Origin of the sequence: Streptomyces sp. CLV115, from assembly GCF_038448545.1 — a bacterium.
Lineage (GTDB): Bacteria > Actinomycetota > Actinomycetes > Streptomycetales > Streptomycetaceae > Streptomyces > Streptomyces sanglieri.
Genome location: NZ_JBCEWQ010000039.1, coordinates 13159 through 26352 on the forward strand (window position 1 = coordinate 13159; position 13194 = coordinate 26352).

A 13194-nucleotide genomic window follows, 5' to 3' on the forward strand; every position below is an offset into this window, starting at 1 on the left:
GTACTCCGATTCCGTTTCGTTCAGCGGTTGGTGTGCGTGGTGACCCATTCGATCAGCCTGCGGGAGTAGTCCTCCCGGTGCGATGGCCGACCGTCGAGGAGGAAGAGGTGCGAGCTGCCGGGGTAGACGACCAGCCGGGCCGGTACGTCCCTGGTGCGCAGGGCGTGGAACCACTGTTCGGCCTGGCCGACCGGGCAGGTGTCGTCCGCGCCGCCGTGCAGGATCAGGGTGGGCGCGCGTACCGCGTCGGCGTGGCTGAGCGGGGAGAGTTCCGCCAGCCGGGCCGGGTCGCCGATCTCGTGCTCGGCGATCAGGTGTCCTTCTTCGGAGGTGCCGGCCATGCTCTTCAGGTCGACCAGGACGCCGCCCGGGACGACGGCGGCGAACAGGTCGGTGCGGGCGGAGAGCCAGCAGGTCAGGTAGCCGCCGTAGCTGTAGCCGGTGAGCGCGATCCGGCCGGGGTCGACGAGCCCCTCGGCGACGAGGGCGGCGACGGACTGCAGGACGTCCTGTTCGTCCGTCTCGCCCCAGGCGCCCACCGCACCGGTGTAGAACGCCTCGCCGTAGCCGTCGCTGGCGCGGACGTTCAGTGTCAGGATCGTCCAGCCCTGTGTGGCCAGTTCCTGGTGGTAGAGGTGGGCCGGGTCGGAGTGCGGGGCCCAGGCGTTGTGCGGGCCGCCGTGCACGTCCACCAGCAGCGGGCCGCCCGGGGGTGTGTCCGCGGCCCGGGTGATCATGCCGTGCACGACGGTGCCGTCCGCGATGCCGAACTCGCGTTCGGTGACCGGGTGGAGGGCGATCTCCGGAAGTGACCGGGCCATGTGGTCGGTGAGCCGCGCGGGCTGCTGCCCGGACGTCCAGTCGTCGAGGTCGAGCAGCACGACCTCGGCGAAGCGTGCCGCGTCGGAGACCACGACCGCCGCCCGTCCGGCCTTCGCGGCGACCGAGCAGCCGCTGACGCCGGTGCCGGCGGGCAGCGGGGAGGCGCTGATCCCGGCCGCGCCCACCCGGTAGAGGCGGGTGGCGCCCCGGTCGCGGGCGCAGAACACGATGTCGTCGCCGTGGAACTGCGGCAGCGCGCCCGGGTAGCCGGGCCCGCCGGGCAGGACGTTGCGGTCCAGGGCCGCGCCGACCTGGACGGGGGCGGAGCCGTCCAGCGGCTGACGCAGCAGCTCGGAGTGGCCGACGCCGAACGTGGTGCGGCCGACGACGAGCAGCGCGGATCCGTCGGGGTACCAGCTCACCGGGCCGGCGAGACCGTCGGCGGGGCCGATCCGGCGGGGCTCGGGCGCCTCCGTCCCGACCTCCACGACGTGGGCGGCCGAGGGGCCGTACGCCGCCGAGTCCGGGCCGGTCTGCGCGGGGTAGGCGAGCCGGGTGCCGTCGGGCGACCAGCTCGGGGAGCCGACGTGCCGGTCGTCCCGGGTGAGCTGTACGACCTCGCCCGATGCCACGTCCACCACGAACAGCTGCCTGCGGACCGAGCCGATCAGGCCCGCCCCGTCCGCCTTCCAGCCGAGGGCGTCGATGACGACGGGTGCGCTGTCCGCGCGCCGGCTCTCGGGGGCGGCGAAGGCGATGCGCGTCCCGTCCGGGCTCCAGACCGGGACGCCCGCCCCGGCGGGGCACCGCTCGGGGGTGATGAGCGGTACGGCCTCTCCGCCCTCGGCGGACAGCAGATGGAGCCGGCCGGCGCGCAGGAAGGCCAGTCGCGCCCCGTCCGGGGACCAGCGCGGCGCGGTGTCCGCCGGGCCGTGGGTGAGGCGCCGGGCCGGGCCGCCTCCGGCGCGTACCTCCCAGATGGAGCGGAGCGCCCGGTCGTTCCCGGCGTCCTGCGTGGTCAGGGTGTAGGCGACGCGTTCGCCGTCGGGGGACAGTGCGGGGTCGCCGGGGATCTCGAACCGGTACAGGTCTTCGATCTTGAGCGGTCGGGTCATGACGCCTCCTCGGCGAGGGCAAGGTCGGGTACGCAGGAGATGAGGTCGCGGGTCGTCGGGTGCTCCGGGTGGTCCAGCACCCGGTCGGTGGGGCCGCATTCGACCAGGTGTCCGCCGTCCAGGACGGCGACCTGGTCGCAGAGGTAGCGGACGACCGCGAGGTTGTGGGAGATGAAGAGCATCGCGAAGCCGAGTTCGCGCTGGAGCCGGCGGAGCAGGTTGAGCACCGCGCCCTGGACCGACACGTCGAGGGCCGAGGTGATCTCGTCCGCGATCAGCACGGCGGGCCGCGCGGCCAGGGCCCTGGCCAGGGCGACCCGTTGGCGCTGGCCGCCGGAGAGGGCGTCCGGGGTGAGGGCGGCCCGTGCGGGGTCCATGCCGACGAGCTCCAGGTAGTGCGCCACCTCGGCGTCGCGTGCGGCACGGCGTTCACGGGCCGGGGCCCGCCGTCCGCTCCGCGCCCCGCTCCCCGTGCCGGTTCCGCTTCCGCTTCCGCTTCCGCTTCCGCCGGACAGTGCCTCGGCCACGGAGGCGCCGACGGTCATACGGGGGTCGAGCGAGGCGTACGGGTTCTGGAACACCAGCTGTACGGGGCTTCGCCCGCGTCGGCGGGGAGCCTCGCTCCCGTCGATCAGTACCTGCCCGGACTGCTTCGGCGCCAGGCCGACGACGGCCTTGCCCAGGGTCGATTTCCCGGACCCCGACCCGCCGACCAGTCCGGTGACCGTGCCTTCCGGCACCAGCAGGTCGACGTTGTCCACGGCGGTGAAGCGGCCGTAGCGGACCGTGATCCCGCGCAGTTCGAGTGAGCTCATGAGGTGGCCCTTGCCGTGTGTGCCGTGGACGCGACGGGTCGGCCCGCCGCTGCCGTACCGACCGGGTACCAGCAGGCGACCTGCCGTCCCGGCCCGAGGTCCGTCAGTTCGGGGGTGTCTTCGTGGCAGCGTTCCCGGGCCCGTTCGCAGCGCGCCGCGAACGGGCACCCCGCGCCGGTCTCCCCCGGCTCCGGCGGCCGGCCCGGGATGGTGGCCAGCTCCGTGCCGCGGTCCGTGGTCATGGTCGGGACCGCCCCGACCAGTGCCCGGGTGTACGGGTGGGCGGCGCCGCCGAGGAGCTCGGTGACCGGGAGGTTCTCGACGACCAGACCCGCGTACATCACCAGGACCCGTTCGCAGACCTGGGAGACGACGGCGAGGTCGTGGGAGATCAGCAGCAGCGCGGCGCCGGAGTCCGCGCGCACCTCGGCGAGCAGGTCGAGCACCTGTTGCTGGACCGCCACGTCGAGCGCCGTGGTGGGCTCGTCGGCGATGATCAGTTTCGGCTTCCCCATCAGTCCCATCGCGATGACGGCGCGCTGCCGCATCCCGCCCGAGTACTCGTGCGGCCGCTGCCGGGCACGGCGTCCGGGGGTGGCGATACGGACGGCGCCGAGCCGGTCGACGGCACGCGCCGTGGCCTCGGCGCGGCTCGCTCCCAGGTGCACCTCGGCCACCTCGGCGAGCTGTCGGCCCACCCGCAGGGCGGGGTTCAGCGAGGCCATCGGGTCCTGGAAGACCATGGCGAGTTCGGTGCCGAGCCGTGGGTCCGCCCGCAGGTCGTGCCCGTCGAAGCCGAGGGCTCCGGCCGAGACCCGGCCCGGGTGCGGCACCAGGTCCGCGAGCGCCAGCGCGCTCAGGCTCTTGCCGGATCCGGATTCGCCGACCAGGCCGACGGCCTCGCCCCTGCCGATGTCCAGCGAGATCCCGCGTACCGCCTGCCGCCCGCCGGGGAACGTCACCCGCAGGTCGCGCGCCCGGACCAGAGCACCGCCGTCGTGCTCGCCGGCCGTTTCGTCCGGTGTCCCCGGCTGCTCCTGCGGTGCCGTCTCCGGTGCCTGTGGCGCCCGTCGGCCACCGGCCTGTGCGAGCACCTCGCCGACCAGCCCGAACATCAGCCCCGTCAGGACGACGGCCGCGCCGGGCGCCAGGGCGGCCGCCGGATTCACGAAGATGCGGTTCAGCTGTTCGTTGAGCAGCCGCCCCCAGTCGTACTGCGGCGGCTGTACGCCCAGCCCGAGGAAGGAGAGGCCGGAGAAGGCGACCAGGATGCCACCTGTCGCCTGGGTGGCGAACAGCACCGACGGTTCGGCGATGTTGGGCAGCAGATGACGTACCACCATCCGGAACCGGCCCACGCCGAGGATCCGGGCGGCCGCGACGTAGTCGGAACCCGCGATCGACGCCGTCAGGTTCTGTACCAGCCGCGCCATGGGCGGGACCATGGCCAGCCCCACCGCGAACACCGCGCCGGTGCTGCCCACCCCGAAGATCGTGGCGAGGAAGAGCAGGAACAGCAGCCCCGGAAAGGCCACCAGCACGCCCACGGTCGCGGTGATCAGCCGTCCGAGGCGCCGGCCCACGACCGCCGGGGCGACACCCAGCAGCAGCCCGCCGCCGACTCCGATCACGGTGGCCATCAGGGTGAGCCGCAGGGTCAGCCGGGTGGCCACCACGACACGGGCGGCGATGTCCCGCCCGAGCTGGTCCGTGCCCAGCAGATGGGCGGCGCTGCTGCCCTGGTTGATCGCGTCGGTGTCGACCTGCGCGGCCCGGTCGCCGAGCAGCACGGGGCCGAGTACGGCGACCAGCGCGACCAGCAGGCAGGCGGTGAGCGCGGCGGCTCCGATCGGTGTCCGGAGGGTACGCCCTAGCCGGTACCGCAGCGAGCTGTCATGGTCGTGATGAGGCATCGTCAACTCCCGCGGACGGTGGACTGGGGGTCGGCGACGGCCACGGCCACGTCGACGGCGAAGGTGATCAGCAGTGCGGCCGCCCCGTAGACCAGCACCACACCCTGGACCAGCGGATAGTCCTTCTCGGTGATCGCCTGGACGATCGTGGTGCCGAGGCCGGGCCAGGCGAAGACGTTCTCGACCAGGACGGTGCCGGCGAGCAGCGAGCTGAAGAGCAGGCCGCCCAGGGTGAGCGAGGAGGTCAGCAGATTGGGCAGCGCGTGCCGCAGGTAGCGCAGCCGGGCCGGAAGCCGTTTCGCCCGCGCGGTCCGCATGTAGTCCTCGCCGAGCACCCGCAGCGTCTCCACCCGGACGATGCGCGAGAGCGATGCCGCCGGTACGACGGTCAGGGCCAGCACCGGCAGTACGTAGGAGTCCACGCCGCCCCGGGAGGCGACCGGGAAGAGCGGCCAGGCCACCGCGAACGCCGCGATCAGGCCCACCGCCAGCAGGAATTCGGGCACCGCGCCCAGAAGTCCGGTGACCCCGGTGAAGGCGAGTTCACCGCGCCGCCTGCGGCCGTCCTTGGTCAGCACCGCGGCCGTCATGCCGACGGGTACGGCGATCAGCAGGATCAGCGCGAACGCCGGAACGGCGATCTGCAGGGTGGCCGGGAGCCGGCCGGAGATGATGTCGGAGACCGGCATCTGCGCGCCGATCGACTCCCCGAGCCTGCCCTGGAGGAGATTGCCGACGAAGTCGGCGTACTGCTTCAGCAGCGACTGGTCCAGGCCCAGCGACTCCCTGCGGGCCGCGACCATGGCCGGGTCGGCCGTGGTGCCGAGCGCGGCCCGGACCGGATCGCCCGGAATCAGGTGGATCATCGCGAACGCGGCCGTGACCAGCGCCGCGAGCGACACCAGCAGCCGCCAGACGCGGCGCAGGAGGAATCCGACCCAGGGGTTGCGGGCCCTCGCGCCCAGGGAGTTCATGGTGATCGTCGCCATCAGCCGGCGCTCCGGCGCAGGGTGCTCGGCACGATGCCGCTGCCGTCCACCTCGAAGGTGACGCCCTTTCCGTAGTACCGGTTGGCCTTGCTGACGATCGGCGCGATGTCGACGTGCTTGACCAGGGCGGCGTCGGCCGCTTCCCACAGGGGACAGCCGGAGTCGCCGGGCTTGGCGGCGGCGCGGGCGATGAGCCGGTGGTAGTCGGGGTTGGCCACGGAGCCGAAGTTGTTGCCCTTCGGCGGCGGCGGACCGTCGTAGAACTGGGTGAGCTGGTCGGGGAGGGTGACTCCGATGGGCGCCCAGGCGATGTCCCAGTCGCCGCCGCCGAGCGTGCTGATGATGCTGCCGGAGCCGACGGGCTTCGCCGTCGCCTTCACACCGAAGGACGTCCACTGCTGGACGGCGAGTTCGACCGCCGAGCCGACCTGGGGCCCCTGGTTGGTCGCGTAGCTGAGCCCGACGGCGAGCGGCTTGCCGTCCTTGGTCCAGGTACCGGCGCTCTTCTTCCAGCCGGCCGCGGTGAGTGCGGCGGCGGCCTGCGCCGTGTCGTGGGCGGGGAGGTTGCCCGTCACCGTGTCGCCGGTACAGGGGGTGGGGGCGATCTCGCCGATGCCGGTGGCCGGCTTGCCCTTCCCGCCGGTGGCGACGCTCCCCAGCTGCTTCAGGTCCAGTACGGAGACCAGGGCCTTGCGCACCGCGAGATCGGCGGTCGGACGGCCGGCGGCCTGGTTGAACAGGAACTGTCCGAACAGCGCCGTGGAGCTGCGGTACTTCACCTTGGCCGCGTCCAGCCGGTCCTGGTCGGCGCCGTTGATGAGGGCGACATTGATCTGACCGGCCATCAGGAGGTTGGCCGCGGTCGACTCGTTGGCGACCACCTTGACCACCACCTTGCCGGGCATGCCCGCACCGGTGGACCCGCGGGGCCCCCAGCTGTATTTGTCCCGCTTGACGTATGTGTAGTGGTCGCCCGGAACCGCTTCGGTCAGCCGGTAGGGGCCGCTCGCGTTGGTGGCCCTGGCCAGTGCGGCCGGTTTCGCCAGGCTGTTCTTGCAGAGCAGCGGCAGCAGCCGGGACATCTGCACGATGAACGGCGCGGGCTTCGTGGTGGTGACGCTGACCGTCCGGGTCGCCTTGTCGGCCTTCGCCACGGCGGTGACGGGGACCGAGAGGCCGAGCATCGGCGACTGGTTCTTCGGATCGGCGATGTGGTTGTACTCGGCTGCCACGTCCTCGGCGGTCAGCGGCGAGCCGTCCTCGCAGGTGACACCGGAACGGATGGTGAACTTCGCCGAGGTGGTCGTGGAGGACCACTTCTCCGCCACTCCCGGCACCAGCGAGCCGTCGGCACCGATGTGCACGAGCGTGTCGTACGCGAAGGAGTTCATCGCCAGTGCGGTACTGACCAGTGCCGTCGTGGGGCTGAGGCTGCCGGGGTCACCGGCGACGGCGACAACCACCGTCGACCCGTCTCCGCCACCGGCGGACGTGTCGCCGCCGCACGCGGCCGCGGTGCCGACGAGGCCGAGCACCGTGACCACCGCGGCCGCCGTCCGGGTCCTGCGGGCCGTTCTGCTGCTGGTCTCCGTGCCTGCGGTGCTGGCCATGGTCACCTCCGAGGGAGCGGCACTCCGCCGCCGAGTGAGGGAACAGTAGGCAGCGGCGAACCGTCTCCGAATGGTGGCGCCGCACAAAAAACCGGCTCCCCGACGGTGCTCCGCACCGAAGACGTACGCCCGGGTACAAGGACGGAGAGGTTCCGTCGGATTCCCGGACAGGGGGCCGGCGCCCGGACCTACGGTGGATCACCCGGTCGCCCCGGCGGTCGACCCGGCGGTCGGGGAGTCCCCGAGTACGGATTCGGGGGCACGGAAACCGGTCGTGGTGGAGTCCGGTGCCTGGCAGCCTGTGCCGCATGACCCCCCAGCACCAGATACGGGCCGACCACGACGCCCGGACGATCGTCGTCTACCAGGCGTACTCACCGGCGGTGGCCGGCCCGGCCCTGCGGGCGAAGCGCTTCGTCCCGCCGTTCTCGTTCAACCGGATGACCTGGATCAAGCCGTCGTTCCTCTGGCTCATGCACCGCAGCAACTGGGCGCAGAAGTCCGGCCAGGAACGGATTCTCGCGGTTCGGATCACCCGGGCCGGATGGGAGGAGGCCCTGTCGCAGGCGGTGCTGACGACGTCCGATCCGTCAGCTGTCGCCCAGGCCCCGGTGCACGTCCAGTGGGATCCCGAGCGCTCGCTGCGGGGAGCCGCGCTCAACCACTACAGCATCCAGGTCGGGATCGGGCGCGGTCTGATCCGCACGTTCGCCGAGGAGTGGGTCGTCGACATCACCGATGTCACGCCCACGGTCCAGAAGATCGCGGCGCTCCGGCAGGGCGGCCGGAGCGCCCAGGCCCAACGGCTGCTCCCGCCCGAGCGGATCTGTCCGGTGCCGGCGCCCGTCGCGAAGCGCCTCGGCATCGATGGGTAGAGCTACTGCATCACCTGGAGCGGGGTGTGCCCGAAGGACCGCTCGCAGGAGTAGACCTGCATGGTGTAGCCGCGGCCGATGGTGATCCGGGTGGGCTCCTGCGGCTGCGGGTGGACCACGCCCGGCGCCGCGCAGGCGGCTTCGTCCTCGACGGGCCGCCAGCTCTGCTCGTTGTCCCATTCGCAGCTGTCGACGGTCAGCAGCGGGCGGACCGGGCCGCCGCAGTCCGGGCACCCCATGGGCCACGGATCGCAGAAGCTCCAGTTTCCCCAGCCGCCGATCTTCCATCCGGGTGCCACGGACAGGGCGTACTGGTACAGGTGGTCGCGCGTCTCCTCCCAGGCCCCGACCCGTTCGGCGAGTTCCTCGTCCAGTTCGTGGGGTGCCGGGTACTCGGTGACCGTCTCCGGGTGCAGGACGCAGGGGCCGGGCAGATAGTTCTCGTCCCCGATCACCGATGGCTCGGGAGGCGTGGACAGCGCCGGTCCGGCTTCCGCGGTGTTCCGCCACACGAGACGCACCTGGGGAAGGCAGTCGTCGCCGTGGTCGAACGGGCACCACAGCACCTGGAGCAGATCGGTCCCCCGCGGGCCCGGCCACAGGCTGTCGCCCTCGGCGGCCGGGAGGTCACGTGCGTACAGCTGGGCGACTGCCAGGAGGGGAACCGGCCCGTTCTGCGCGATGCGCCGGCCGCTGTGGCCGACCCGGTCCACCACTTCCCGCTCCTGCGGGGTGAGGGTCAGGCGGTTTCCCTCCGCGCGTGCCCAGCCCGCGTCCAGGACACGGCGGCTGTCCCGCACCTCGTCGGGTGCGAAGCCGACGTGCCACGGGCCCGCGTGCTCGGGGCAGGTGGGCCATGGTTCTTCGCGCGGCCACGACAACGGTCCACCGACGGAGCTGTCCCCGGCGGCCGGCTCCCCGGGGCGCGGGTGCAGCCGCACGGCCGTGCGTGCCAGTGGCACGAGCGCCGGGAACTCCTGGGTGATGTCGACCGGTCGAGGGGGCGTCGTACGGTGCATCGGAGCAGCGTAATTGCCGGTCCTCCGGCCGGGCACACCGCCCGGCCGGCCCGGTTCGCCGCCGTGGCTCCGCCCCTACAGCGGTGGCTCGGTGAAGAGCTTCAGCAGCCAGCGCGCGCTCTGCGCGTCGCCGGTCCCACCGACAGCGCCGCACGCTCCGGGGAAGAGCCGTTCCCAGGAGCAGGCCCGTCCGATCGCCCCGAGGCGCCAGGCCAGGCTCAGCGCGCGCCGCAGTTCGGCCGTCGTGCGGCCGTCGCCCGTCCACTGTTCCAGGTAGGCGTCCCGCAGCCGGGGCAGAGCCTCGGCCCCGAAGCGCTCGCGGGCCGCGAGGGCGGGGACGAGAAAGCTGCCGAAGGGGTGCCCGACGGCCGCGTCGCCCCAGTCGAAGAACGTGAAGCGGCCCGGCTCCGGCGCGAAGAGCTGACCGTCGTGCAGGTCGGCGTGGTCGAGCGTATCGGGGATCCCCACGCCCGCGAGCTCCTCGCACCACCCCACGAGCCGGGGCCGCAACTCCTCCAGGGCCCTGCGGTCGGCGGGCTCCAGTGCGGTGTTCGCGCCGACGAGCCGGTCGAAGGTCTCCGGGAGCGCGACCGTGCGCGCGCCGGGCACTCCGAGCCGCTCGATCTCCCCGACGTGCGGAACGAGCGCGCGTTGCATCGCGGCGTACTGCCGCAGCGGCTCCTCCCAGGCGCGCGGGTCGATCGCGGCCGGGGCCACCGAGTCGAGTGCGTCGTGCAGGAGGGTGCCGCCGTCCGGCAGCAGCGACCAGCCCCGGCCCGCGTCCACGGCGAGCGGCCGGAGTACGTGTCCGGGAACCCAGCGGGCCAGCGCCTCGGTCAGCCCCGCCTCGAAGGCGCCGGCGGGCGAGTTGGCCTTGAACCACACGGGGTCGCCTCCCGCCGCGGACAGCCGCACCAGCACGGACCAGGGCCGCAGCCTCACCTTCCGTGGCCCGGTCGCCCGCAGCCCATGAGCGGCGAGCCCGCGCTCCGCCCACGCGAGGGCATCCTCCCGCCAGGTCTCCTGCTCCCAGGGCGTCACCGCGTCCGGGTACCGGCCTCGGTCCACCGAAACCGGTGCGTCGCTTCGCATCGCGCCATCCCATCACCGTGGGGGTGCGGCCTTCATCCGAATTTCCGGTGCGGCGGGCCCAGGACCGTACTCTCTCCGCACCCTCCGCTCCGCGCGTCGCACGCGGCCGGGGCCCGGGCCCGCTGCCCGAAGGCCCGGTCTACCGGCGCTCCAGCGCTCCCCGGACGAAGGCGGCCTGGCCGGCGTGCTGCAGATCGTCCGAGACGACGCTGATCAGCCGGACCCCGAGGGTGACCGGCGGCGACCACGCCTCGTCGACGATGCGGTCGAGCGCCTTGTTGTCGAGCCCACGCACGAAGGCGAGGGTCCGCTCGTGGACCGCGTCGTGGTAGCCGAGCAGCAGCTCCGCCGAGCCCACCCGCACGGCCGCGACATCCGCGCTGCTGTGTCCGTAGCCGGTGGCCCCCTTCGGGAAGGGAAGATCGAAGCGGGCGGCCCAGTCCTCGGAGAACCAGACCTGCTCGACACCGGACGCGTCGGAGACGTGGTCGTCCTGAATGCGGGTCAGGTGCCAGACGAGCCAGCCGATGGAGTTCGCCCCGTCGTCGAGACGGGTCTGGAGGTCGGCACTCGAAAGGCCCTCGACCGCCGAGTGCACCGTCTCCCGGACGCGGGTGAACGCGTCGGTCAAAAGGTCAGCGCTTTTCATGCCCTCACCATCCCCGCTGCCGGTCCCCTCCCCCGCCATCGACACGCGCCGCGCACCGCACCGCGCCCCGCCCCGGTCGCGGACGGCGGCCTCCCGCACCGCTTCGGTGTTCGCATAGGGTGGCGGCATGCTTTGACGCCTGCCCGGCAGCCGGGCACCACCGTGACCTCCGTCGTACCCGACCGTTTCCGGATCCGACGAAGGAGAGACACATGAGTGCTTCCCACCCCATCGACGTCCCCGACGCGTTCGCCGCGTCCTACAGCGGCAACGGCGGTGCGTCCGCCCGTGCCTGGATCGCCGCACTGCCCGGGCTGGCCACGGACTTCCTGGACCGGTGGAGCCTGCGGCTGGACGGCCCCTCGGCGCACGGCATGGCCTCGCTGGTGCTGCCGGTGACCCGGGCGGACGGCACGCCCGCCGTGCTGAAGCTCCAGGAGGCCACCGAGGAGAACATCGACGCCGTGCCGGGTCTGCGGGTGTGGAACGGCGACGGCATGGTGCATCTGCTCGACCACGACCCGGACACCGGCACCATGCTGCTGGAACGGCTGGACGCCGCACGTCCGTTGTCGGCGGTGGCCGACGAGACGGACGCCGTACAGATTCTCGCCGAGTTGCTGGCACGCCTGGTCGCGGTGCCCGCGCCGCCGGGCTTCCGGCGACTGGCCGACATCGCGGCGGCCATGCTCGACGAGGTGCCCGGCAGCGTGCCGCGGCTGCACGACCCCGCCGAACGGCGGCTGGTGCGTACATGCGCGTCCACCGTCGCCGAACTCGTCGGCGAACCCGGTGACCGCCTGCTGCACTGGGACCTGCATTACGACAATGTCCTCGCGGCCGAGCGCGAGCCATGGCTGGCCATCGATCCGGAGCCCCTGGCCGGTGACCCCGGGTTCGACCTGATGCCGGCGATGCACAACCGCTGGGACGAGATCGTGGCCACCGGCGATGTGCCCCGCGCGGTGCTCCGCCGCTTCGACCGGCTGACCGAGGTGCTCGGCCTGGACCGGCAGCGGGCGACCGGCTGGACACTGGGCCGCGTCCTGCAGAACGCGCTGTGGGACATCGAGGACGGCAGGACCGTGCTGGAGCCGGCCCAGGTCGCCATCGCCACCGCCCTGTTGGCCCGGCCACGCCCTACGGCAGGCTGAACCGGCGCCGCACCTCGTCGAACAGGCGGGGGTGGTCGCTGCCGTACGTGGCCGCCGCGGCGTACAGCGCGTCGAGCGCGGCGCGCAACGGCACCGGCCCCATCGCGTCGAACAGGGCGGGCACCGCCATGGCCTGCTTCAGGAACCCTTCCCGGCTGCCGTCGATCGAGTCCACGAGGGTGTGCGGGACGGCCGGATCGGCGAAGAAGCGGTCCCAGTCGTGCCGGAGTTCGTCGAACGGCGCGGGCAACTCGTCTCCGCGGTCCATGGCTTCGAGCGCGGGCGCGATCCATTCGACGCCGTTCAGACCCGCTTCCGTGTACGCACGGTGGGCGGCCCAGCGGGCGATGGACCGCTGGGCCGCCGGTCCCGCCGCGTCCACCGCGTGCGGGAGGTCGCAGTCCAGGGCCCGCAGCCCCGCCACATTGCCGCCGACGTCCCGAAGTGCCTGGCTGGGCAATCGCCCGCCCCATTCCAGGGCTTCGAGACGCTGCTGTTCGGCCGCCTCGGCCCGCGCCTGCTCCTGCGCCCGCAGGCGCCGGGCCTCGGCGCGCTCCGCCGGCGACGGGGGCGGCGGCAGAGTGCGTGCCCACTGGTGCCAGTACTCCGCGGCGCCCGCCGTCCGCTTGACGATCTCGTCGGGGCGGGGCGCCGCCGGCCAGAACTGCAGGAGGTACTGATCGGCTGCGGCCTCACCGGAGAGAATGGCGAGCTCCTCCTCGCGGGCCCGGTCCATGTCGCGTCCGCAGTACCGGACCCGGTGGTCGGTCACGGGCAGGTCGAGCGACACGAGCGGGCCGTCTCCCCACGGCATGACGACCGTGGACCCGGAAGCGGGCCGGAACGCGGCCTCCACCACGTCCTCCCAGCTGTCGTCGAGCGGAGGGGCGGTGTCGTGCACCTCGACGGTCAGCCCCACCTCCCCGGTGTGCAGGCTCGTGATCAGAAACAGATGTCCCGGCACGGCGGCCCCGCAGAGCCCGCCGGCCTGCCCGGCGAAGCTCTCCGGCAGCCCGACGGACTCCGCTTCCCCCTCGGGCCTGCTCTCCACGTAGAACTGCCCGTAAGCGACGTGCAGTTCCCCGCTGTACACCGTTCGCATGCCCGCCCCTCCACCGTCACGACATGTCCGCTCCAGCGT

Annotated in this window: 11 protein-coding genes; 2 read left to right on the plus strand and 9 right to left on the minus strand. The window is 72.9% G+C overall.

Translation table 11 applies throughout. The features are described 5' to 3' along the window. Positions 1-20: 20 nt before the first annotated feature. From AADR41_RS16115 to AADR41_RS16135, 5 genes are read right to left on the minus strand one after another with little or no spacing between them, the layout of a single operon-like run. A complete protein-coding gene (locus tag AADR41_RS16115) occupies positions 21-1937 on the minus strand; it encodes a S9 family peptidase (protein ID WP_342282080.1) in 1917 nt (638 codons plus the stop codon). Beyond that, positions 1934-2752, minus strand: a complete 819-nt coding sequence (locus AADR41_RS16120) for an ABC transporter ATP-binding protein (protein ID WP_342282081.1) — start codon at positions 2750-2752, stop codon at positions 1934-1936. The genes AADR41_RS16115 and AADR41_RS16120 overlap by 4 nt, the downstream gene beginning before the upstream one ends. Continuing rightward, positions 2749-4665, minus strand: a complete 1917-nt coding sequence (locus AADR41_RS16125) for a dipeptide/oligopeptide/nickel ABC transporter permease/ATP-binding protein (RefSeq protein WP_342282082.1) — start codon at positions 4663-4665, stop codon at positions 2749-2751. The genes AADR41_RS16120 and AADR41_RS16125 overlap by 4 nt, the downstream gene beginning before the upstream one ends. Before the next feature lie 2 nt (positions 4666-4667). Beyond that, complete coding sequence (locus tag AADR41_RS16130) at positions 4668-5654, minus strand: ABC transporter permease (protein WP_342282083.1); 987 nt, start codon at positions 5652-5654, stop codon at positions 4668-4670. Further along, positions 5654-7264 (minus strand): ABC transporter substrate-binding protein, encoded by a 1611-nt coding sequence (locus AADR41_RS16135; protein ID WP_342282084.1) that lies wholly within the window; start codon positions 7262-7264, stop codon positions 5654-5656. The genes AADR41_RS16130 and AADR41_RS16135 overlap by 1 nt, the downstream gene beginning before the upstream one ends. A gap of 308 nt (positions 7265-7572) precedes the next feature. On the opposite strand from AADR41_RS16135, the gene AADR41_RS16140 reads away from it, so the two are divergent. Next, positions 7573-8139: a DUF4291 domain-containing protein gene (locus AADR41_RS16140; RefSeq protein WP_342282085.1), complete on the plus strand. Its 567-nt coding sequence runs from the start codon at positions 7573-7575 to the stop codon at positions 8137-8139. Between the two features lie 2 nt (positions 8140-8141). On the opposite strand, the gene AADR41_RS16145 is transcribed toward AADR41_RS16140, so the two are convergent. From AADR41_RS16145 to AADR41_RS16155, 3 genes are all read right to left on the minus strand, one after another. Further along, entirely contained in the window at positions 8142-9158 is a 1017-nt protein-coding gene (locus AADR41_RS16145; RefSeq protein WP_342282086.1) for a hypothetical protein, read from the minus strand. A gap of 75 nt (positions 9159-9233) precedes the next feature. After that, on the minus strand, positions 9234-10250 hold the full coding sequence (locus tag AADR41_RS16150; protein WP_342282087.1) for a phosphotransferase: 1017 nt from the start codon (positions 10248-10250) through the stop codon (positions 9234-9236). A 139-nt stretch (positions 10251-10389) separates the two neighbouring features. After that, the gene (locus tag AADR41_RS16155) at positions 10390-10899 is read right to left on the minus strand and encodes a mycothiol transferase (RefSeq protein ID WP_342282088.1); all 510 of its coding nucleotides are present in this window, start codon (positions 10897-10899) and stop codon (positions 10390-10392) included. Between the two features lie 212 nt (positions 10900-11111). On the opposite strand from AADR41_RS16155, the gene AADR41_RS16160 reads away from it, so the two are divergent. Then, positions 11112-12053, plus strand: a complete 942-nt coding sequence (locus tag AADR41_RS16160) for an aminoglycoside phosphotransferase family protein (RefSeq protein ID WP_342282089.1) — start codon at positions 11112-11114, stop codon at positions 12051-12053. Here AADR41_RS16160 and AADR41_RS16165 read toward each other — a convergent pair. Further along, positions 12040-13155, minus strand: a complete 1116-nt coding sequence (locus AADR41_RS16165; RefSeq protein ID WP_342282090.1) for a hypothetical protein — start codon at positions 13153-13155, stop codon at positions 12040-12042. The genes AADR41_RS16160 and AADR41_RS16165 overlap by 14 nt on opposite strands. Between the last annotated feature and the right edge of the window lie 39 nt (positions 13156-13194).

What these genes read in the sequence shown, in the direction of transcription:
- AADR41_RS16160 (WP_342282089.1), top strand. Translation starts at nt 11,112, where the DNA reads ATGAGTGCTTCCCACCCCATCGACGTCCCCGACGCGTTCGCCGCGTCC.
- AADR41_RS16125 (WP_342282082.1), bottom strand. Translation starts at nt 4,665, where the DNA reads ATGCCTCATCACGACCATGACAGCTCGCTGCGGTACCGGCTAGGGCGT.
- AADR41_RS16130 (WP_342282083.1), bottom strand. Translation starts at nt 5,654, where the DNA reads ATGGCGACGATCACCATGAACTCCCTGGGCGCGAGGGCCCGCAACCCC.
- AADR41_RS16150 (WP_342282087.1), bottom strand. Translation starts at nt 10,250, where the DNA reads ATGCGAAGCGACGCACCGGTTTCGGTGGACCGAGGCCGGTACCCGGAC.
- AADR41_RS16120 (WP_342282081.1), bottom strand. Translation starts at nt 2,752, where the DNA reads ATGAGCTCACTCGAACTGCGCGGGATCACGGTCCGCTACGGCCGCTTC.
- AADR41_RS16140 (WP_342282085.1), top strand. Translation starts at nt 7,573, where the DNA reads ATGACCCCCCAGCACCAGATACGGGCCGACCACGACGCCCGGACGATC.
- AADR41_RS16145 (WP_342282086.1), bottom strand. Translation starts at nt 9,158, where the DNA reads ATGCACCGTACGACGCCCCCTCGACCGGTCGACATCACCCAGGAGTTC.
- AADR41_RS16165 (WP_342282090.1), bottom strand. Translation starts at nt 13,155, where the DNA reads ATGCGAACGGTGTACAGCGGGGAACTGCACGTCGCTTACGGGCAGTTC.
- AADR41_RS16115 (WP_342282080.1), bottom strand. Translation starts at nt 1,937, where the DNA reads ATGACCCGACCGCTCAAGATCGAAGACCTGTACCGGTTCGAGATCCCC.
- AADR41_RS16135 (WP_342282084.1), bottom strand. Translation starts at nt 7,264, where the DNA reads ATGGCCAGCACCGCAGGCACGGAGACCAGCAGCAGAACGGCCCGCAGG.
- AADR41_RS16155 (WP_342282088.1), bottom strand. Translation starts at nt 10,899, where the DNA reads ATGAAAAGCGCTGACCTTTTGACCGACGCGTTCACCCGCGTCCGGGAG.